This window comes from Flavobacteriales bacterium (genome assembly GCA_016124845.1).
In the GTDB taxonomy this organism is placed as follows: Bacteria; Bacteroidota; Bacteroidia; order UBA10329; family UBA10329; genus UBA10329.
Genome location: WGMW01000040.1, coordinates 16,845 through 38,387 on the forward strand (window position 1 = coordinate 16,845; position 21,543 = coordinate 38,387).

At 47.3% G+C, this 21,543-nt stretch carries 22 protein-coding genes; 10 read left to right on the forward strand and 12 right to left on the reverse strand.

Annotated elements, in window-relative coordinates; translation table 11 throughout:
* Positions 1 to 25: 25 nt before the first annotated feature.
* From GC178_14460 to GC178_14485, 6 genes are all read right to left on the reverse strand, one after another.
* Positions 26 to 1,363: a hypothetical protein gene (locus tag GC178_14460; GenBank protein MBI1288767.1), complete on the reverse strand. Its 1,338-nt coding sequence runs from the start codon at positions 1,361 to 1,363 to the stop codon at positions 26 to 28.
* 129 nt (positions 1,364 to 1,492) lie between these two features.
* Positions 1,493 to 2,380: a sterol desaturase gene (locus tag GC178_14465; GenBank protein ID MBI1288768.1), complete on the reverse strand. Its 888-nt coding sequence runs from the start codon at positions 2,378 to 2,380 to the stop codon at positions 1,493 to 1,495.
* Complete coding sequence (gene trxA / locus GC178_14470) at positions 2,380 to 2,676, reverse strand: thioredoxin (GenBank protein ID MBI1288769.1); 297 nt, start codon at positions 2,674 to 2,676, stop codon at positions 2,380 to 2,382. Before trxA ends, GC178_14465 begins: the two co-directional genes overlap by 1 nt.
* Positions 2,677 to 2,761: 85 nt before the next feature.
* Positions 2,762 to 3,376 carry a DUF3365 domain-containing protein gene (locus GC178_14475; GenBank protein ID MBI1288770.1) on the reverse strand — a complete coding sequence of 205 codons (615 nt, stop codon included), beginning with the start codon at positions 3,374 to 3,376 and terminating at the stop codon, positions 2,762 to 2,764.
* Between the two features lies 1 nt (position 3,377).
* On the reverse strand, positions 3,378 to 3,785 hold the full coding sequence (locus tag GC178_14480) for a rhodanese-like domain-containing protein (protein ID MBI1288771.1): 408 nt from the start codon (positions 3,783 to 3,785) through the stop codon (positions 3,378 to 3,380).
* Between the two features lie 27 nt (positions 3,786 to 3,812).
* Complete coding sequence (locus GC178_14485; protein ID MBI1288772.1) at positions 3,813 to 4,607, reverse strand: TSUP family transporter; 795 nt, start codon at positions 4,605 to 4,607, stop codon at positions 3,813 to 3,815.
* Positions 4,608 to 4,777: 170 nt separating this feature from the next.
* On the opposite strand from GC178_14485, the gene GC178_14490 reads away from it, so the two are divergent.
* The gene (locus GC178_14490) at positions 4,778 to 5,329 is read left to right on the forward strand and encodes a sigma-70 family RNA polymerase sigma factor (GenBank protein MBI1288773.1); all 552 of its coding nucleotides are present in this window, start codon (positions 4,778 to 4,780) and stop codon (positions 5,327 to 5,329) included.
* A gap of 26 nt (positions 5,330 to 5,355) precedes the next feature.
* Entirely contained in the window at positions 5,356 to 7,932 is a 2,577-nt protein-coding gene (locus GC178_14495) for a hypothetical protein (GenBank protein MBI1288774.1), read from the forward strand.
* Positions 7,933 to 7,992: 60 nt separating this feature from the next.
* Here the strand turns inward: GC178_14495 and GC178_14500 are convergent, their stop codons facing one another.
* From GC178_14500 to GC178_14520, 5 genes are all read right to left on the reverse strand, one after another.
* Positions 7,993 to 8,787: a hypothetical protein gene (locus GC178_14500; protein MBI1288775.1), complete on the reverse strand. Its 795-nt coding sequence runs from the start codon at positions 8,785 to 8,787 to the stop codon at positions 7,993 to 7,995.
* Between the two features lie 77 nt (positions 8,788 to 8,864).
* Entirely contained in the window at positions 8,865 to 9,878 is a 1,014-nt protein-coding gene (locus GC178_14505; protein ID MBI1288776.1) for a c-type cytochrome, read from the reverse strand.
* Between the two features lie 60 nt (positions 9,879 to 9,938).
* Positions 9,939 to 10,739 carry a hypothetical protein gene (locus tag GC178_14510; GenBank protein MBI1288777.1) on the reverse strand — a complete coding sequence of 267 codons (801 nt, stop codon included), beginning with the start codon at positions 10,737 to 10,739 and terminating at the stop codon, positions 9,939 to 9,941.
* Positions 10,740 to 10,806: 67 nt separating this feature from the next.
* Complete coding sequence (locus GC178_14515) at positions 10,807 to 11,157, reverse strand: hypothetical protein (protein MBI1288778.1); 351 nt, start codon at positions 11,155 to 11,157, stop codon at positions 10,807 to 10,809.
* A gap of 23 nt (positions 11,158 to 11,180) precedes the next feature.
* Entirely contained in the window at positions 11,181 to 12,260 is a 1,080-nt protein-coding gene (locus GC178_14520; protein ID MBI1288779.1) for a cytochrome-c peroxidase, read from the reverse strand.
* 142 nt (positions 12,261 to 12,402) lie between these two features.
* Here GC178_14520 and GC178_14525 point away from each other — a divergent pair, with 142 nt between their 5' ends.
* The 3 genes from GC178_14525 to GC178_14535 all read left to right on the forward strand — a co-directional run bounded on the left by GC178_14525 (position 12,403) and on the right by GC178_14535 (position 16,005).
* Positions 12,403 to 13,494, forward strand: coding sequence for an exo-alpha-sialidase (locus tag GC178_14525; GenBank protein ID MBI1288780.1), 1,092 nt, complete (start codon positions 12,403 to 12,405; stop codon positions 13,492 to 13,494).
* 3 nt (positions 13,495 to 13,497) lie between these two features.
* Positions 13,498 to 14,073: a hypothetical protein gene (locus tag GC178_14530; protein MBI1288781.1), complete on the forward strand. Its 576-nt coding sequence runs from the start codon at positions 13,498 to 13,500 to the stop codon at positions 14,071 to 14,073.
* 132 nt (positions 14,074 to 14,205) lie between these two features.
* Complete coding sequence (locus GC178_14535; protein MBI1288782.1) at positions 14,206 to 16,005, forward strand: SUMF1/EgtB/PvdO family nonheme iron enzyme; 1,800 nt, start codon at positions 14,206 to 14,208, stop codon at positions 16,003 to 16,005.
* A 48-nt stretch (positions 16,006 to 16,053) separates the two neighbouring features.
* Here the strand turns inward: GC178_14535 and GC178_14540 are convergent, their stop codons facing one another.
* On the reverse strand, positions 16,054 to 16,782 hold the full coding sequence (locus GC178_14540) for a hypothetical protein (protein MBI1288783.1): 729 nt from the start codon (positions 16,780 to 16,782) through the stop codon (positions 16,054 to 16,056).
* 46 nt (positions 16,783 to 16,828) lie between these two features.
* Here GC178_14540 and GC178_14545 point away from each other — a divergent pair, with 46 nt between their 5' ends.
* From GC178_14545 to GC178_14565, 5 genes are read left to right on the forward strand one after another with little or no spacing between them, the layout of a single operon-like run.
* Positions 16,829 to 17,365, forward strand: a complete 537-nt coding sequence (locus tag GC178_14545) for a hypothetical protein (protein MBI1288784.1) — start codon at positions 16,829 to 16,831, stop codon at positions 17,363 to 17,365.
* A 3-nt stretch (positions 17,366 to 17,368) separates the two neighbouring features.
* Positions 17,369 to 18,223: an alpha/beta fold hydrolase gene (locus GC178_14550; protein ID MBI1288785.1), complete on the forward strand. Its 855-nt coding sequence runs from the start codon at positions 17,369 to 17,371 to the stop codon at positions 18,221 to 18,223.
* Positions 18,224 to 18,230: 7 nt separating this feature from the next.
* The gene (ribD, locus tag GC178_14555; protein MBI1288786.1) at positions 18,231 to 19,265 is read left to right on the forward strand and encodes a bifunctional diaminohydroxyphosphoribosylaminopyrimidine deaminase/5-amino-6-(5-phosphoribosylamino)uracil reductase RibD; all 1,035 of its coding nucleotides are present in this window, start codon (positions 18,231 to 18,233) and stop codon (positions 19,263 to 19,265) included.
* A complete protein-coding gene (locus GC178_14560; GenBank protein MBI1288787.1) occupies positions 19,262 to 20,125 on the forward strand; it encodes an EamA family transporter in 864 nt (287 codons plus the stop codon). Before ribD ends, GC178_14560 begins: the two co-directional genes overlap by 4 nt.
* Positions 20,122 to 21,486 (forward strand): redoxin domain-containing protein, encoded by a 1,365-nt coding sequence (locus GC178_14565; protein MBI1288788.1) that lies wholly within the window; start codon positions 20,122 to 20,124, stop codon positions 21,484 to 21,486. The genes GC178_14560 and GC178_14565 overlap by 4 nt, the downstream gene beginning before the upstream one ends.
* The last annotated feature ends 57 nt before the right edge of the window (positions 21,487 to 21,543 follow it).

Sequence of the window (21,543 nt, forward strand, 5' to 3'; positions counted from 1 at the left end):
TCTTAACAATTATATAAGGTGAGGATTAAAGCTCTCCTCTGTTACCGGCAGCTCCCCAAGTGAACTTGCTTGCATAGTCGTAAGTAGAACCTGCTCCTGTAATGGTAACCGCAGCAGCAGCTGTTGCCTGAGAAGCGTCCAACTCGGTCTGACATGCAGATGTTGGGTTAGCATCGCCATCGTAAACCTTCGTTCCGCCAGGGATGTCGCAACCTGTCAAAGACAATGTCTGAGCACCGCTTGGAGAAACCAAGTGCATGTACGCATCTTCCTTGTGTCCGCAAGAACCATCGAACTTGGTACGGAATTTAACCGGCATACCGCCAAGGGCAGAATAATCGAAGGTCACGTTATTTACAAAACCCTGAGCACCATCCTTGAAGTCGGCAGCAGAACCTGTTCCAGTAGCATCCAAGTACTTGCAGATACCGTTGGCAATTGTGAACTGACCGTCTTTGTATGTGCTGTTCTCAGGACCATCGATCTCAAGTCCTTCGTCTGTTCCAACACCATCACCATGAACAACTGCGAAACCAGTTACGCTACCAGCGAAGTTCTGATCCACGTCCAAACCGTCATCTCCTTGGAAGAAGATAAGGATGTCTGTAAGTGTAACAGTACCACCGAAGAATTCGATACCATCATCCAAAGTAGCGTAGATCTCAAGGTTGTTGATAGTGGTTCCAGAACCGACACCACCAAGTGTAAGACCGTTGATCTCGTTTCCTTCTCCGATAGTTACACCACCGTGACGGATAGAAACGTAGCTGATAACACCTGAGTTGTCGGCTGCATTGCTACCACCGTAAGCTCCCACACCAGAGTTGGCCGGAATACCTTCGATGTTTCCTTCTGTATCACCGTTCTCTGCAGAGATAGGAGCGCTACCAAGCACGATAACACCACCCCATTTCTCGTTGTCCGTCTTAGAAAGGTTGGTACCTACTTTCTGTCCCAGCTCGATGTTGTCCAATTCTGATGTGAAGATGATCGGGTTGGCAGCAGTTCCTTGCGCCATGATCTTTCCTCCACGGGCAATGATCAATGCAGAAGCGTTTGTCTCAGTTCCTTGCTTTCCTTTGATAAGGGCACCTGGCTCAATGGTAAGTGTAACACCACTTTGTACCACAACGCGACCATCCAAGTAAATTACTTGATCAGCGGTCCAAGTCTCATCAGCAGTAATGTTTCCACTCTTTACAGCCGAATCATACGTACAAGAGCCGTCATCGGTCTTGGCCTCAGAGTCGTAATTACTGGCAGTAGGGTCAGTACAACCTTCCTTCTTATTACAAGATGGAAGAACAGCAATACTGGCAGCAAGGCCAACAATTGCAACGAAATTCAGGTAACTTCTTTTCATGTTTATGATTGTTTGGTTTTGGTTTTAATCCGCTGCAAAACAATCATTGATATGTTACCATCAGCAACTCCGATCCTTACAATAGAATTATGGTTCTGTTAACTGAAGTTTATGATGTTTACCCCTATGTTAACTCCGCTTTCCGAAGCCGATGACCAACTGCTTCCAGAATGAATGCACCGGGTATTTCTCTATACCGGGAAAACCCAATGCATAGCTGCCATCCTCGCTTTGCGGTATGTATTTGGTGCCGAAAATGTAATCCCACAGGCTGAGGCTGATACCGTAATTCATACCATACGGACGATCTTTGGGCAGGTCTTTGGCGTGGTGGTAAAGATGCATCACCGAATTGTTGAAGATGTATTTGAACGGCCCCCACGTAATGCGCACATTGGCATGGTTGAGGTGCCCGATGGCAATGGCAATGAAATGGATGAGGAAAGCATGCTGTGGCTCAAAACCACCGATGAGCATTACGGCCAAGGTCTTCAGCGGTTTATAAAGGATGTTCTCCATCCAATGGTAGCGCAAGTGGGCCGCAAAGCCCATTTCAACCACCGAATGATGCACTTTATGAAACTCCCACAGTACCGGAAAACGATGCAACAGCACATGCGTGAACCATTGCACAAAATCGTTCAGAATGAAGAAGATGAACAATTGTGTCCAAAGTGGCAGAGCCGAAAAATCAAAGAAACTCAACGACTGCATTGTAAGCCCCACCTGCCCAAGTCCGAACTCGATAAGCGCATAGAAACCGCTTATCACCAATCCGAAGATGAAGAAGTTGAAGAACATGTAGAACCCGTCCAGCCAAAAGTCTTTGCGAATGGCCGGCTGCTCTTTACGCCAAGGAAACAGGAGTTCGAGCGCCCACACACCCAACGATAGGGCTATAAGACCATAGAAGTAGTTCTGATACCACGGTTTGTAATCGTAGTTGAAGGTCACTTCACTGACGATCCAGTTCCAATAGCCGCTCACCGCATGAGCGAAAACCTCCAACGCTTCCATCAGGCGTTCTTCTCAAGAATGCTCACCAGCTGGTTTGCAGGAACAACTCCGCTCTGTCGCCAAAGCATCTTGCCGTTCTTGAAGACCATCAATGTCGGTACGCCTTGGATCTGATATTTGGCCGCCACCTTCGGGTTACGGTCCACATCTATCTTCAGGATCTTGGCACGTTCGCCAACTTGTTTTGAAACATCTTTCAGAATGGGGCCCATCATTTTGCATGGGCCGCACCACTCGGCAGAAAAATCGATAAGCACGGGCTTATCTGAATTGATGATGTCATTGAAATTTGCCATGTGTCTGTTATTGAGTTATTTGAAAATCGTTATTGAGTTACTCGGATTGCTTCATTACAAATAACCCATTGACCAATAACCACTTTCAGCTGTTCTTGAATTTCACACTCCAAATACCGCGGAGCTCATCCACGGCATATCCTCTCGCTTTATCATTCGGGTAAAGACTGTCCAATACCGTTACAAGTTCGGGTTGCATATTATTCGGGTCGCCATGACAGGTGAGGCAAACTCCACCGACATAGATCGGGGCATAATAGTTCTTCTTCCCATCCTCATCTATGGCCACCTTGGGCAATACCGGCTTTCCTTCTTTTATTGTTTGTTTAAAGTCCTCGATCACCGCAAGTTCCTTCTCATTCGCAGCATTCTTCGCGTTCCGATTCCTATCAGACACACGCTTCACTTCCGTGCTGTACTTTTCAGAATACATGGATGTGAGTTCCATTGCATGAACGTTGCAGAACTTCACCGCACTCACAGGGCCACCTTCCTGCATGGCCTTTACCAGATTTGCCTTGAGCTTGCTCTGAACAGAATCCGTGATCTCTTCACCGATCTTGCGGTAGGTCACTTCATCTGCACCCGAAACGTACTGCACATTCCTATGCGGCTGTTTCTCTGCTTTTTTCTCCGAACAACTCTGTAGGCCGATCAATGCGGCACTCGAGACGATAATTATGGACGATAGTTTTCTCATGCTACGGTTGTACGGTCGGTTTGCCCGCTTGTTTCCATGCGTCCATTCCGCCTTTCAAATTATACACCTCCTTAAAGCCCATATCGCGCATCATGCTCATGGCCTCTCCGCTTCTTCCACCTACTTTACAGTAAACGGCCACCGGCTTTTCCTTGTCCAATTTTTCCAATTGTGCTTTGAAATCATCATCGTAAAGGTTTGCCATTGTTGCCCCTTTCATAATTCCTTCTTTCCATTCTGCCGGTGTTCGCACATCAAGGACCTGCGATCCGTCCAGATGCTTTGCAAATTCCTCCACATTCACATTCTCTGCAATGTTCGAACTGCCTGCCTTGTTCTGCCCATTGGTGCACGACACCATAACTACGGCAAGTAAAAAGATGGATGCAACGTGTTTCATAGTTTTCATTTTAGATGGTTTTAGTTTATCGGGTTCTTATTTGAATAAAAGTTCTTTACTGAGGATGAAAACACCCATTACGAGCACAAACCACCCGAAAGCAGGTTTCAGCTTTGCTCCGTGAATGGCGTTTGAGAGTTTCGTTCCGATGAGGATGCCAAGCACCGAGAGCGCGGCAAATCCGAGTATGAAAGGCCAATCGATGGTGTAGTTCTGCACATCTCCCACAAATCCGAACAGCGAATTCTCCGCAATGATCATCAGCGAAGTTCCAATGGCCTTTTTCATGGAAAGTCCTGAAAAATGGACCAACGCGGGAATGATGAGAAAACCACCGCCCACACCGACCAATCCGGCAAGCGCGCCCACAAAAATTCCCTGCAATACCATTACGGGATAGTTGTGCGTCAATCGTTCCTCTTCGGTTGCGGTATCCACTTTTCCCCTGATCATGGAATAGGAGGCCAATATCATCAGTACCGCGAACAGCACCATGATGGCGATGTTCTTGGTCAACTCAAATTCACCTATGGTAAGCAAATGATCAGGAATGGACGGCACCAGCATTTTTCTTGCAACGTAAACTGCCGCTATGGATGGAATACCGAAAACGATGGCCGTTTTCACATCTACCAACTTCTTACGGAAATAGCTCACAGCACCGAAAAGAGACGATACGCCCACAATAAATAAGGAATAGCCCGTGGCGTAAACCGGATCGATGCCAAGGATGTACACCAGCACCGGAACCGTGAGGATGGAACCTCCACCTCCCAGCAGACCGAGCGTTAACCCGATCACCAATGCCATTGTCCAACCAACTATTTCCATTGTACTCGTTTCAGCAACAAAAGTAGCCTGCGGCCGAACGTACGGTTGTGACGGTTGTCACAATGCCATCGACCCTTGAAATTCGCCTCAATTTAAGGTTGATTTTATTTTTTCACTTTTCAGCAGGTGACCTTTTCCTATTTTGACCATTAAGGGGATAAACAAGCAAAATGACTGACCAACAGATCATAGTTCTGCTTCGCGAAAAACAGACCGACAAGGCGTTCGTCCGACTTTACAGGGATTTTCCCAAGGTGGAAAAACTCATCCTGACCAAAGGCGGAAGCAAGGACGATGCGAAGGACATTTTTCAGGAAGCGCTGATTATCCTGTATCGCAAGGCGCAGGATGCCCAGTTTGAACTGACCGCCAGCCTTGGCACCTACCTCTACAGCGTAAGCCGCTTTCTGTGGAAGGACGAACTGAAAAAGCGCAACCGCACCGAAACCGTTGAGCTCGGTGATGTGAGCAGCGACCTTCAGAACGACATCCGCGAAGCGAACGAAAAGGAAAGCCGATTGAAATTGGCCGAAACAGCCCTTTCGAGCATTGGCGAACGCTGTTTCGAACTGCTTCAGAAGTTCTATTTCCACGCTTTCAGCATGAAGCAGATAGCTACGGAAATGCACCTCAGTTCTGAAAATGTGGCCAAGAACCAGAAGTACAAATGCCTGGAGCGCGCCCGCACCAAATTGCAGGAACTGAAAGCCGCGCAGGCCTAATTGATCATCCCCTTAATTGAACAGTCATGAGAAACGAACTCAATAACATAGAACGAATAGAAAAGTACCTCATGGGCGATATGTCTGCTACGGAAAAGACGGCCTTTGAGAACGAAATGAACAGCAATGCCGAACTGAAGGAACAGGTGGAATTGCAGCGCGACCTGATGGAAGGCATCACGCGCAAATCGTTGGTGCAGGATGCCCAGAAGGCACACAAGAAGTATAAACTCGGAAAGGGCGGCCTCAATTGGGGCTTGGGCGGATTTGCCGTGCTGGTGGTTGCCGCGGCCGCTTGGTTCTTGGCCCCAAAGTTTTCATCAGAAACTTCCGAAAATCTGCGATACCCAACGAATGAAATCGGAACGGAGCAATTTGCCGATGCCGACAAGTTCCTTCCAAGCCAGTTGTTTGAGGTGGATGGTGGAAAGGACACCGTCATTCAGACCGAAGGCGGCATTACCATGACCATTCTTGCCAACACGTTTTTGGATGAGGACGGCCACCCCGTGAAAGGAAGCATCGACCTTGAAGTGAAGGAAGCCCTCGACCCGCTGAGCATTATGAAAGCAGGGCTCACCACCCTATCTGGCGACCAACTGCTGGAAAGCGGTGGCATGTTCTACGTGAACGGAAGGCAGGGTAACACTTCGCTACAGATAGACCCGAATCAAGGTATTTACACGCAAGTGCCGACCGACCGGAAAGACGCCAACATGCAACTGTATGATGGTAAACGTCTGGCCGATGGCCGCATTGATTGGGTGAACCCGAAACCACTGGAAACCTTCCTCACACCCGTTGACATCACCACCCTCAATTTCTACCCACCCGATTATTTGGATGAACTGGAAAACCGTGGGCACGATAGAGCTGATAAGCGATTTACCGATAGTCTTTACTATTCGTATGCTTCGTATTTCGAGCATGGTACTGCCCAGAGTATCACAGAAAGCGGATGGACAACAGATAAGATTACTAAGAACCTTGGTTATTTCGGAAAGGAGACATCATTAATAACTTGGAAACTGTCATTCAGTCCAAAGGGTATAGGCAATTGGAATAATCCCCAATTGGTCCTTCGTGCTAAAATTGCAGATGGTTGGAAGTTGGCATTTTTTGAGCAAGGCGAGGACTCACCATTGATCATTGACTTTGTCGAAAATTCCAACTATCGCACAATATTGGATTTGAGATACTCAGAAAACATTAAAAGCTATAATGTAGCCGGAAAAGATGTTTTTGCTTTCACTAATGATGCAACCTTTTGGCAAGAAATTGAACTAAATGAGGCCGCCTGCAACCTTGAAGTATCAGTAAAGTTTACACTGTTTAATGAAGGAGCTACTCTTCCTCCTTTTGCAGGGAATTTGAAAATATCCAATCTCGGTTGTGACCAATCGTATGCTGAAGAAGATGTATTAAAGGGCATCAACCCTGCCTCCATCAAAACCATTTGGAACGAGAAATTCAACAACACCAATTTGGCAACGGAGGAGTTTGAAGAGCGCTTGGCCCATATTCATGGTACTTGCGACCAATGGATCTTGGACTACTACGTGAACAATTTGGATAAGCGTCTTTGCACCTTAGATTCAGCAGTTGCACAGAAAAGAGGTTCTATGCATATAGGTTACTCTGGGGTTGAGTACTATGCTGACGACACTATAGGTGTTACCAGCGTTGAGTTGCCTGCAGAAGACAAATTCTGGGAATTCGCCAGACGTGGTGATGGCCGTGTGGAAACCGATAACAAGTACGCGGAGTTTCTGAAAGGTTACTACCATCGCCAAGCGAAAATGGAAGCCGAAGCGATTCAGCTTGTGCGCAAGCAATATGACGAGGAGAATCTGAAGAAACTTCGCGAGGCACAGGAACAACGAAATAGTCACACTTCTGCCGAAGCCGAGCGATATCTCAGAAACTGGTCTGAGGAGTTCCAAACGAATTTGAAGGAAGCATACCGACAATTGGGCTATAAACCAACAACCGTACGTCCTCGGAACAATGCCATTGTCACAACTCCTGGCTGGAAGAACGTGGATCAGGCGGTAGCCGAATCAACCACCAACAGAACCACATTGGATTATACCGACAAAAACGGAAAACGTGCAGTGATCAAATACGAACCGATCAGTTTGGAAATTGCCAATGCGGCCGAATTTGATCGCGTGCTGGTGTACATGCTCCCAGATAACCTCTATAGTTTCCAGCGCATGACGCAGAATGGAAACAGATACTCTGAAAAACTGAACGAGCTGTTTGCTTATGATGTGATGTGCATCGGATTCAAGGGTGAGGAGAGTTTCATCCATCACATCAAAAAGGCCAAGCCCAAAGATTATGGTTCGGTGACGCTGGAATACATCCCAGAAACGGAATTGGAGAAACTGCTCTACCGTGTGAAAGACTATTCCGTGCAGCGAAATCTGAAAGAGGACCTTGCCTATCAGAAATTCGACATCAAAGAGCAGAAACGCGTCAAGAAACTGATGGCAAGAGAACAGCTTCGGAATGAAATGTATGCCGTTGTGTTTCCGTGCAGTCCGCAGATGTTTTATGAAAATTCGGAAGAAGCAATGTCTCTTATCGAATCTGAATAATCAACAATGGGATTCTTAATCGACCTGAAACCTTCAACGGAAGTTTCAGGTCGGTTCTTTTCAATGCAAACTGAACGCTCCATCCACATTGGAAATGACCAAGCTCGCAAGTGACGGATTGTCCATTGTGTGGGTGGAGCGGGTGGTATCTGCACCGACCATATTTGTTCCGTCAAGCAGTTTGAGCCAATCGACATCCATCTCAATGGTAAACCCTTCTGCCACCGAATTGAAGTCTTTGGCAAAGGCCATTTCCACCAAATTCTCATCCAAACCGATATGATAGACGAATGCTGCATCTGTATTTCCATTCATGGCAGCGGTGGTGTCCACCGTTCCTTCCAGCACCAGAAAAATGTAACCCGAATTCCACGCCCAATGCATGTAATCGGGATTGTTGGACGAAAGCGCGCTGGAGCTCGGAAATGAGGCTGGATCGGAATGATTGGCCACGCTATCTACACCTTCCGCAAAACTGAATGAGGTGTATGCACCTAACGGAAGATAACCGAGGTTGTAATCCTGAACATCGGCTTGGAGCAACACGTGCGGGTCGAGCAATTCATACGGTCCGCCCGCACCGTTGAATGTAAAACCGCTCAGATACATCTGCGCCTTCGAGAACTTGACCTTTCTTCCAGAGGAAAGCTGTGCTTCGGTGCCGTAAGCGAAATCCTGCGTTCCCAGCTTGCTGTAGAATTTGAAATTCAGGTTATCCACCAGATACACGCACGAACCGTCATCGTTCTTCGCATTCGGGTCGTAATTGAGCGCGGTAGGGTCAATGCACCCATCCTTTTTGCACGAAGTAAGAAAAGCGATGATCATGAAGAGAAATAGGCCAATGCGTTTCATCCGAATTGAGTTTGGGTCAAAGATGGGGATTCCGAACGACCTCCCCCAACCCCTCCTTTCGAAGGAGGGTGGCAAGATCAGTTCGGATCCGCGAAATCCGAGTTGTTCATGAAGCTCTCATCCGTCAACGAATGAAGGAAAGCCACCAGATCGGCCTTTTCCTGTTCGGTCAGACCAAGAGGTCTGATCAGCGGATTCTGATTGACGTGTCCCACTCCGCCAGCGTTGAAATGTTCCACCACTTCCTCCAATGTGGCAAAGCTTCCGTTGTGCATGTAAGGAGCCGTTTCAGCCACATTCCGCAGATTGGGAACTTTGAATTTGCCAACATCTTCAGGCAATTCCGTAATGCGTGCGCGACCCGTATCCACGTAATGCTCATAAAGACCGATGTTCTCGTACTCGAAGTTGGTGAACAGCGGAGGCACATGACATTCGGCACAGCCTGTTTTGGTACTGAAAAAGACGTCACGCCCGCGTTTCTCAGCAGCTGACAGTGCTGTTTCATCATGCTGATATTCATATTGATCGAAGCGCGAATTTCCGCTGATGAACGTGCGTTCGAAAGCCGCAATGCTGCGCGAAATACCATAAGCGCCAGGTTCCTGACTATAAGCCTCGCTGAACATGCGTTGGTATTCGGCATCGCCTGCAATGCGAAGCAGAAATTCTGCAATGGTGAAATCCATTTCCTCATGGGTGAAAATGGGCGATTGCGATTGCAATTCGAGCGTCTTTACGCCTCCGTCCATGAACATGCGTTCGGTATAACCGATGTTGGCCAAGGTGGGCGTGTTCCTAATTCCCAAACGGCCTTCAACTCCTGTAGCGATCGGTTGGGCATCGGTAAACGCTTTATCGATCTGATGGCACGAACCACAGGAAATGCTTTCATCGCGCGAAAGCTTCTTCTCGTAGAATAGCTTTCTCCCAAGATCGATGCGCGCCTGCGTCAGTTCGTTCTCTGCTGGAATATCCATCTCAGGGAACCACTCAGGAATCTTCTGATAGTCAACAGGAACTTCAATATCTGTTTGGCAGGCAGAAAGCACTACCGCCATCACCAATAAGTATGAAAACCTACGTTTCATGATACAAAGAAAGGGCAGGCGAACCAATTCCACCTGCCCTTTGTCACCTTCCACAACCGATTATTCCACTACGGTAACCGCATTTGGCACATTGGCACTGAGTGCCATTGCCGCTGGCATGTTATTCATGGTGTGTGAGTCTGGATTCAACCGCACATCAATTCCGTTAAAGAGTTCCAAATAATCGATCATCGCCATCATCGTGATGTCTCCATCAAGGTCCATGTGATGCGCGAAAACAAGGTCATTTCGCAACGCATCGGTACCAATATGATACACGAACGGAGCGTTGGCCGAACCGCTCATGTCTGCCGTTGTATCAACCATTCCCTCCACTTCTATGAAGATGTAACCTGAGTTCCAGTTCCAAAAAGCATGGTCGGGATTGTTTGACGACAGCGCATTATCGGATGGCCAACTTGCAGGATCGCTGTGGTTGGCAACACTATCAACTCCCACGCTGAACGCGATCTCATGATAATGCGTGTTGGGAACGGACCCAAGATCATACATCATGGTCTCCGGCTTTGTCAGCAGATACTGGGTTGGCAGCATGGTGGTGCCGTCATCATTGTTCAAATGGAATCCACTCAAGTAAACCTGAGCTTTGGTGAACTTCATCTTACGACCTTCCCAGTTGGTCACTTCCGTATCGTATGCAAAATCAGAAGAACCCAACATGGGATGGAAATGCAGCATAATGTCGCTTGTAGTATCTGCGTAGACGCAACTACCATCGTCTTTCTGAGCTTTCGAATCGTAGTTGGTGGCGCTTTTATCGGTACAGCCTTCTTTCTGACATCCGCTGAAGGCAAAGGTTCCGGCCGCAATGGCCATTGCAAAAAATAGTTTGGTTTTCATATTTCAATGTAAATGTAAACCGTGCATTTTCGGCCGCACGGAAACCGTCCCGAATAGGGAAATCAGCCTAAAATGAAAACCAAACGCGTGGTGGATGGAAAATAGACGTTAGGTGTCCCGAAATGGGATTTTCACCATAAATGGAACAGTGCTTTTCCGTTTGCAGAAATAGTTCGCGCAGGGAGAACTGCTTTATCGGTTGAAAGAACTCGACCATCATTCGAACAGAAACGGTCTGACCTTCCTCTTTCTCATTTTCCGCTTTGCGGATCTCCTTTTTCAGATGGCATTTCCCATCGCACTTCATCTCAGGCTTGTCTTTGTTCTCACAAAGAACGGAGGCAATGAAATCCTTGTTCATCCAATAATTCAGATGAGGCATGTATGCCTGCCCGAGCGTGAGCCCGTACAATGCCATCAATAGTATGCCAAGGAGATTCCTCAAGGATTCGGATCGCTAAAGTCTGGATTATTGATGAAGTCTGGATCGGTCATTGTCTTAAGGAACGCAATAAGCGCGGCCTTATCATCTGCTGACAGATTCAATCCTCCCTCGTTCTGGTTCGGGTCGAGATGAAGGTCCAAGAAATTATTAAGGGTCGGAGAGCGCAGAATGTGTTCGTTATAATGATCCAGAACCTCTTCCAATGTGAAAAACCGACCATCGTGCATGTATGGCGCGGTCATCTCAATATTTCTCAACGTAGGCGTTCTGAAACGTCCCATATCCATGGGGTCTCCCGAAACAAGGAAACGGCCTTCATCATTGGTGTAAACCGAATCCATACCGTTATTATGATACTTGTTGTCCGTGAGAAAACCTCCCAGCGTGTGGCAATGGAAACAGTCTCCCTGCTCACTACTGTAAAGTACATAGCCACGCAGTTCCTGGTCTGTCAATTGAATTGACTGCTGCGTGTACCATTGATCGAACCGTGAATTACCAGAAATCAACGTCCGCTCAAACGAGGCGATCGCCTTTACTACGGTCATCGAATCAATATAATCTACATCGTATGCTTGCTTGAAAAGCGTCTTGTACTCTTCGCTTGCGTTCAACTTGGCCTCCACTTCCGGCCAGGTCGTGTGCATCTCTATGGGGTTGACAACTGGTTGAAGCGCTTGGTCTTCCAGCGTCTTCGCTCTTCCATCCCAGAAGAACCCGAACTGATTCCAACCGAGGTTGACAACGGCCATCGCATTGCGCGTTCCTTCAATTCCATCGATACCCGTGCTGTGCGCATGCGGGTCGGAAAAACCGGACTCCTGTTTGTGACAACTGGCACAGGCCATTGTTCCGTCCCCAGAAAGAATCGGATCGTAAAAGATCTTTCTTCCCAAGGCCACACCTTCAACCGTCATCGGATTGTCTTCAGGAATGAATACGTCCATAGACGGCAATCCTGGCGGTAAATTGAATTCGTATGGAGTTGTCTCGTAGGTGTTGTTCACATCGTCTTTCTTACAACCGGCTACAAGGAAAACAAGAATGACGGGGATAACGTACTTTACTTTCAGCATCTTTTGTTTTTAGAATTTAGGTATGGAGGCTGAATGTCCCCCAAAAATAAAATTCCATTTGTTTCGGCAATGTAACTTGAGATGCATTTGGGAATTATGATGGGCATCATTCCACCGGTGGAATTAACTTCACGCCATGCGAATGGCCGTTTTTCTGCTGACATTCTTTCTATCTCAAGCAAATGCTCAGGAGTTTACGGAGGTGTTCAGCAAGAAAACCGATGGCTACAGAAACTACCGCATTCCTTCGCTTATGTGCTCCAAAAACGGTGTCCTTCTTGCATTTGCCGAAGGCCGCGCCAGCCTCTTGGACAATTCTGAGAATGACATTGTACTGAAGAGAAGTTCTGACAATGGAAAAACATGGGAAGCGCTTTCAATCGTTGCCGAAGACGGCAGGAACGCGCTGAACAACCCGGAAGCGGTTGTCCGTTCTGATGGTCGCATCATTCTCATGTATCAGCGCTACGCGGATGGTTACGGAGAAAAAAGCGCCATGCCCGGACTGGATGGGAACCGCATCTGCAAAACCTTTGTCACTTACTCGGATGATGACGGTGTTTCGTGGTCAAAACCGGAAGACATCACGCAGCAGGTGAAAAGACCTGAGGCAACTTCTGTTGCCAGCGGACCGGGAATCGGCATGGAGCTACAGAAAGGTGAACATGCAGGAAGATTGGTGATGCCTTTCAATCAAGGTCCGTGGGAAAAATGGTTCGTCTATTCGGTCTATTCTGACGATGGCGGCCAGACCTGGCAGAAGGGAGAAATTGCACCCTACAAGAAAAAAGTGCGTGGTTGGGCCAATGAAGTACAGATGGTGGAACTGAGCGATGGCCGACTCATGCTGAATGCCCGAAGTGAAACGGGTAACCGAAAGCGGAAGATCGCCTACAGCGATGATGGTGGCCAGACCTGGAGCGAAGTGGAGGACGACAAGGAACTTTTAGAACCGCAATGCCAGGGAAGTCTCATTCGCTATGATGAGAAAACCATCCTGTTCTGCAATCCGCGCCACCGCACCAGAAGAATGCGTGGAACCATTTATGCAAGTTTGGATGATGGTATTACTTGGCCTTATCGAAAGATCATTTATAAGGACGGATTCGCATACAGTTGCATGGCCATTCTCCCAGATGGAAGCATTGGAATTCTGTTTGAGAAGGATGGTTATGATAGCATCAGTTTTATTACTTTGACCAACAACGAAATTCTTGATTCAAAAACGAAGTGACTGATGGAAAATAACAGTCAAGAAGAGCCCGTAGAGTTTTACAGGACCAACAACATGCTGGGTCAGGAGGCTCCCAAGTTGACCCCTGGAGAAACAACCATTCTTGACGATGGACTTGTGGAAGAACACAAAGAAGAGGATGTTGATGAGGTTCAGTTCCCTTCGCTTATAAAACGGGTACAGGCCGTATTTGTAGACCTGTTGATCATGCTTTTGGTCTTTGCCGCCACCGCACAGACCCTTGACCATTTTGGGGACTCACCCGAATTCGTTCGCGGGTTCATCCTTGTCTTCATGGTTTACCTCTACGAGCCCTTTTTCATTTCAATGTTCGGTGGAACACTCGGTCATTACCTGATCGGCCTAAGAGTGAAACGCAGAAGCAAACCAGATAAGAATGTGAACTTTTTCGTGGCAGTGTTCAGGTTTTTTCTGAAAGCCATGCTCGGTTGGTTGTCGTTTTTGACAGTTGGTGGCAACAAGCACCGAAGAGCGATTCATGATATGGTCAGTGGATCGATCGTTCTATCCAAAGACAACTTGAAACAGCAATCTGAGATTCTGCTGAAGCGGTTTTAGTTGTAAGATGCAAAGGAAGGATGATTCCCATTTGTTCTTACTCGGATTCAGTTCGCATGAATTCAGACCACCGTATGTCTGAGTATCAGATTGCAGCAACCGAATAAAATATGGAACTGCTAAGACCGTTCAATGAAATCAACCTGCGGTTACATGCGTCAAGTTCTACTGTTTTCCACCTTACTTCTCCTTTTGGATTTATCGGTCGTGAGTCAGAACATTCTGGATGGGGTTTATGTCCGGGAAAAATATCCTTCAACCATTTACCTCTCCCAGTGTTGTGAATTCAGTAGAGGTGTCGGCAATGATGACTTAGCCATCAACCATTCTGATACCCCATTTGTCAGACTTTCCACTATTGAATGGAAAGATTCTTCCCGCATAACGGCACCTGTCTTCAAATTCAATGACTGTGTTTTCTTCAATCCAGAGGCTCGTTTTATCGGTAACTATTCGGAAGAAGATGTGGAACAGCCTTACTTCTATCTGAATACCCTTGATTATGGACAGAAGGCCGTGACCTATCATTCATTCAGATCAATCATTTCGTCAGAACGGGATTCTCTTGGCCATAATGCTTGGAAGAAAATTGATGATTCAGATTGGAAACCGATTCCAAAAACAATACTGCCATATTCACTACGCTTTTACTTAGACCCAAAGGATATCCGGACTTCGAACCACCACACTTTCTTAAAGATTGATACGTCATTTATTCCTCCGGTAAAAGAATATCTGACGCCCTTCTACTTCCGAAAATATGAGGTGACCAATGGGGAATACCACGAGTTCTATGATTGGGTCAGAGATTCCATTGCCCATCTTCTGATGGGAGAAAACTATCTGATCAATGAGGGAAAGCCGAATGAACGCATCAACTGGGAGGCCAAAATCGACTATGATGATGCAGAAACGATGGAAATCCTGGAAGAACTATACCTACCGGAACACGAGCGATTCTACAGAAGACATGAATTTGATACCAGAAAAGTGAACTACGAGTATTGGCAGGAAACTGATACGGGAAGTATTCGCATAATCATCAATGTCTATCCCGATACGATGAGATGGGTGAGAGACTTCAGTTATTCTTACAACGAACCCATGACCTCCATGTATTTCTGGCACCCAGCCTTTGCTGAACATCCCGTTGTGGGCATCACATACAAACAGGCCCGTGCGTTTTTGCACTGGAAAACCCAACAGCACAACTTGCAATTGGCAAAGGAAGGCAGCCCTTATCGTGTTCTATACGAGTTGCCAACCGAAATACAGTGGGACATGGCCGCAACTTGTTCCTCCAACAAAGGAGAAGTACGGATCTTTCCAGAAAGCTACGAACATACTTCGGATAAAGGTTGGATCACTGATCTATCCATCAAAAACACTCGTATTCAGGCATTGGATAGTGTTGATGCAGCAAGTGGAAAAACCAGATATATCTCCGATCGGGACAACCTTTTGATCAATGAACTGAACGGGCCTTTTCTTTTGACCGATAATCCAGTGGACTCCCAATTTCACACGTACAAAGCCGACATCAACAAGATCAAACGAAAAGACAGAACAGCTTTCTTGAATGGCAATCAAGATGAACTCGGCATCTGCTTCATGGGTGGGAACGTTTCTGAATGGCTGAGAGACGACTACGAAACACAATGGAAACCGATCTTCGACATCCGACAGCGACTGCTGGAAAGACTCAACGCCCCAGACACGAAACTGCTTTCAGAACTGGAAAAATACTTCGACTCCAAAAATGACCGAAACGGCAAACTTGTCCGTGGTGGAAACTGGTACGATGAACGTTATTCCGAGCTGCTTGGTAAAAATGTGGGAGGAGTCAACGCCAAAACCTTTGTGCATCCCGACAGTTCACATTGCACTCTGGGTTTCAGATATGTGATCACCGTCAAAGAAGTGGAAAAATGAAAATGACCTTTTCCGCCTGCGTCCTATTATAGTTTTGAATGAGCTGATTCAAGTTGACCCTAAGTCCTTCCCTAATTCCTCCAACTTCCCTTCTGCCCAACGCTGGTATCGGTTCATCAGTTCGTCACCATCGGTGCCGATCATCGGTTCTCCGAAAACGATATGGGCAGTAGTTGTCCATTTGGTGAAATTGCGGTAGAAATGTGCCCCCATGTTATCGTCACCAACCCATGCAAGGTCTGGGTTTTCGTAGAAAATGGCCACCGGAATGATGGGAAATCCTTCTTCTGCCGCGACATGGAACATACCGGGTTTTAGTGGCAAAAGTCCATTTCCATTACCTGTGGTTCCTTCAGGAAAAATAATGACAGAGCGACCTTTTCGTATGCGTTCCGCGATCTCATTCTTGGTGGCTCTGCGGCTCTCTTTGTTGCTGCGGTCCACGTAAACCGTATCCACAACACTTGCGCCCCAGCCTACCAATGGCATCTTCCTCACTTCGGCCTTGGCCACAAAAACCGTTATGGCAAACTTGGGAATGATCCAAATGTCCAAGTACGACTGGTGATTGGACATCATCAGTCCGACCTTGGGTTGTTGTCCATGCATGATGGTCTTCACGCCAAAGGTCCACAGCATTACACGAGACCAGAACTGCTGCGTACCAAGCGCAAAACGGTGTCCGAAAAGCCAAGAAAAGAGCAGCACCGTGATGGTACATCCAAGTGTCATCACGATAAAAACTATGGATCTTATAAGAATGAGCACTGCACCCATGAACAGATTCTTAAATTGCGCTACAAATAACTAAACCGTTTTTGAGATGAAAAATGTAGCAGTGGCAATTATTCTGGTGCTCGGTGCTTTTGGTATTTCGGCCAATTTGGAAAATGACACCAAGATCGGATATGTGTACATGGAAATGGTACTGAACAACATGCCCGAAACGCAGGAAATGAACAAGACCTTGGATAAGATCGGCAAAGAAAAATCGGACAATCTGATGAAGAACACCAAGTTTCTGAACAGTAAGATCGATGAAATGAACCGCAAGGAGCGTGCTGGCGAACTGACCGAAGCTGGCCGCAAGGTTTCTGAAGGTGAAATTGCCGACATGCGCAAGAAGATCGAAACACAGGCCCGGGAAGATGAGAAGGAATTGTTTCAGAAACGAATGGAGTTGCTGAACCCCATTGCCAAGAAATTGGAGAAAGCCATGGATGAGGTAGCCGCACAAAAAGGCTATAAATATGTATTGAACTCATCTGACGGTACAGGAAATTCGATCGTAGTGGTCGCTCCAGACGCGGATGACCTGACCAAGGCCGTCATGGAGCACTTGGGTATCGAAACCAAATAATCGGTGAATCCGATTCCAGTTGAACTTGAGAACAGCGATGGCACTACCACGGTGGTGCATCAATTTGGAGAAACCACGGAAGCCAGTTCGGTTTTCGTGGTTTTTCCTGCTATGGGCGTGTATGCCAGTTATTACCAACCGCTTGCAATAGAACTTGCGCAGGCGGGTCATTTGGCCATAACGGCCGATCTGCGCGGTAACGGCCATTCAAGCATCCGTCCTTCCAAAAAAGTAGACTTCAGCTACGCGGATGTGCTGCAACAGGAGTACACCACCGTATTGAACCATGTCTCAGAATCATTTCCCGAAAAGAAGGTTTTTCTGTTCGGACACAGCTTGGGCGGGCAGCTCAGTTGCCTTTTCGCTGCGCGGAATTCACGCAAAATCGATGGACTTGTTCTGTCGGCAACCTGTTCCGTCTATTACAAAGGTTGGGATGGTTTGGCGGCCTACCGAATTCTTGCAGGTACGCAGTTCGCCAATCTTGTGGCACGATCAGTTGGTTATTTTCCTGGAAAGAAAGTAGGATTCGGAGGCACGGAGGCAAAAAGCCTTATTGGCGATTGGAGCCGACAATCCCGAACTGGCAACTACATTCTCAAGAACGATTCCTTCGATTACGAGAAAGCTCTGAGTGAAGTTGAAATCCCCGTTCTGGCACTTTCATACCAAGGCGATTCACTTTCGCCCGTTGGCGCGGTGGAGCATCTTCTCGACAAACTCTCATATGCCCAAAAAGAGCATATCCACTTGGAAAAAAATGACCCAAGGAACGATGGCTACAATCATTTCAATTGGGCCAAAAAACCGAAGAACGTAGTTGGAATTGTGAACAATTGGCTGGAACGGATCGACTGAACGTGCTGTGAAACGCGATGAGAAATACATGCAGCGTTGCCTTGAACTGGCATTGCTCGGAGCGGGAACAACTGCACCGAACCCGATGGTCGGTAGCGTCATTGTTCATAACGACAAGATCATCGGAGAAGGATTCACGAGCCCATACGGTGGCAACCACGCGGAAGTGAATGCCATCAACTCTGTAGAAGACCAGTCGTTGCTACCGAAATCCACCATTTACGTGAGTTTGGAACCGTGCGCTCATTACGGAAAAACGCCTCCATGTTCCGATCTCATCATCAGCAAGAAGATAAAACGTGTGGTTGTGGCCTGCTTGGATCCATTCGCGAAAGTGAACGGAATGGGCATCAAACGACTGATGGAATCGGGCGCGGAAGTGAAACTCGGTGTGCTGGAAAAAGAGGCCATCGAACTGAACAGACGTTTTATGACGTTCCATCAGAAAAAACGACCCTACATCATTCTGAAATGGGCCGAAACGGCCGATGGGTTTGTCGATGGAAACAGAACGGATTCGTCAGAACCAGCATTGAAGATCACCTGCGAAACTTCGAATATCCTTGTTCACAAATGGCGTTCGGAGGAAGCTGCGATCATGGTCGGGAAGAACACCGCCATTTTGGACGAACCCAGTTTGACAACACGGAAATACGGAGGCAGAAATCCTGTGCGGATTCTTATCGATTCGAACTTGGAAACACCACTTACGGCCAAAATCTTCAATGATGATTCGAAAACGATCGTGTTCTCAAGATCGGAAATGAGAAATGAGAAATTCGAAACGTTGACCGTAACAGATACACGCGATCTTTCACAAATGCTATCGGAACTCTATCAGCGAGACATCCAATCCGTGATCGTGGAAGGTGGGCCAACGCTTCACCGTTCGTTTTACGAGGCCGATGTTTGGGATGAGATCAGACGATTTGTTTCGCCATTGGAAATCGGAAATGGCGTTCCCGCATTGAATATTCAGGAAACGCCTGAAACTGAAACGATGATCGGTGACGACCGATTGCTTATTTATCGCAACCGATGATCCCCTTAGCACTCAGCATCCTTTCGTCATCGTTACTGCTGGTCATTTTCAAGTACTTCGACAAGTTCAGCGTGAAAACCTTTCAGGCCATCACCATCAATTACATGGTTGCGGCTTCGCTTGGTTTTCTGCTGTCGCCTGTCTCCTACTCTGCCACCGAACTGCTTTCCAAACCTTGGACGGCAAGTGCCGTGATCATTGGCTGCGTTTTCATTGCCATGTTCTACGTTATGGCCATCTCATCGCAAAAGGTCGGTGTGGCCATCAGTTCGGTGGCCAATAAAATGTCGCTGGTCATTCCCGTGGTGGCGGGCATTGTTCTTTATGGCGAACGTCTTTTAGGACTGAAATTGGTCGGAGTGGTTGCGGCCGTAGTTTCTGTGGCCATGGTCACCTATCCGAAGAAAGGCGTTCACATCGAACCCAAATTCCTCATCCTTCCGTTGGTGATCTTTGTCGGCAGCGGCTTTCTCGACACGTTTTTCAAATACGTGGAAACAACTCAATTGGGCGAGAATGAAGTAGAGATCTTCAGCGCATCGCTCTTTTTGATGGCTGCCTTTGTGGGACTTTCCGTGCTGCTGTTCAAACGCTTTTCCAAGAATGAAACGCTGGAAACCAAAAGCATTGTAGCAGGATTTGCATTAGGCATTCCCAACTACTTCTCCATTCATTTTCTGTTGATGGCACTCAACATCCCGAATCTGGAAAGCACCATCGTTTTCCCGATCAACAACACAGGCATTGTACTTCTGAGTACCTTGCTGGCCATTTTGCTGTTCAGAGAACGGCTCTCAAAACTCAATTGGGGTGGCATTGCGCTGGCTGTGGCATCCATCATTCTAATTGCCATTGCATGAAGAACATCTTTTTCCTGCTCACTTTTTTCGGTGCGTTTACCGCTCAGGCGCAATTGCGTTTGGTAATGGATACGAAACCTGTCGGAAGTGTTATCCGCGTGTCCAAATATTTGGGCGATATGGAAATTCCGCTGGACAGCATGCGCTATCGTGGCGAAGCGGAAGTGACCTTCAATTACGATTCGCGCTACACAGATGGCGTGTACGCGGTCGGTATCAGCACGCTGGAAACGTTTCAGTTTGTGTTGGTTGGGCAGGAGCCGATCACCGCACACATTTACGAAAGTGGTAGAGGAATGGCTTTCAAAGCAGACATGTCAAAGGAAAATGACGCATTCAATGTCATGCTGAATTTGGCGGACACCTATTCCATGAGCATGGACACACTTTCCATGACCATGAACCGTCTTTCCGACTTCGACCCGAAGCATGATGCCATTACCGATCTGATGACGGATCATTACCATCGAACTGCCGAAGCGTACAACCATTCGCTCGACCTTCTGAATAATCTTTTTCCAAAAAGCTACACGGCCGAAGTGTTGGTTCCGTTGGATAAAATTCCGCTCCGCTCTCAAAAACCCGAATGGCAGAAAGAGTACGACAACGACCCTGCGTTCAATCATGTCCATTATTTCGATATGATCCCTTTTGATGATGAACGGATCATCACCAATCCGTTCCTATCCAACAAAATTCTCGAATACCTCTACAGCTATACCGAACGATCGGAACAAGGCGTGAAAGATGCTATCGACAAACTTCTGAACATGCCGAACATGAACCCGAAAGTGCAGGCATTCGTCATTGATCTGCTCATCGATTTCTTCACGGATAAGGGTGCTGCCGAATATGTCGACCACATCAGTCGCAACTATTTGGGCAGTTGCGACCTACCTCTCTCACAGGAAACGCTGGACAAGATCTCGCAGACCGTGAAATTCAAGGAAGGTGACGTGGTTTCGAGCATCACACTCAAGAACCAGACAGGCCATAACGTTCCGCTTACAGCCTTAACAGGAGACCTGAACGTGTTGGTTTTCTGGGCATCGTGGTGCCCGCATTGCATCCGCGAGATACCAAAACTGAAAGCATTGTACGATGAGCTTCCAGGCAAATTGGGTGTGTACGCGGTCTCGCTCGACACATCCAAAACGGATTGGGTCAACACCATCAACCAGAACAATCTTCGGTGGCTTAACGTGATCGACACAGACGGTTGGGACAGCAAATACGTGAAGGAATTCGGTGTCACCTCCACTCCCACACTCATTCTGCTTGACCGCGAACTCCGTTGGATCGGGCGCGCCAGTTCGTTCGATGGACTTTATGAATTGGTAAAAACGCAGTTGACCGAATAAACTGCCGTACGTCAGTCAGCATGCACGGAAGTTCTATTTCTTTGCATCGTTCAACTC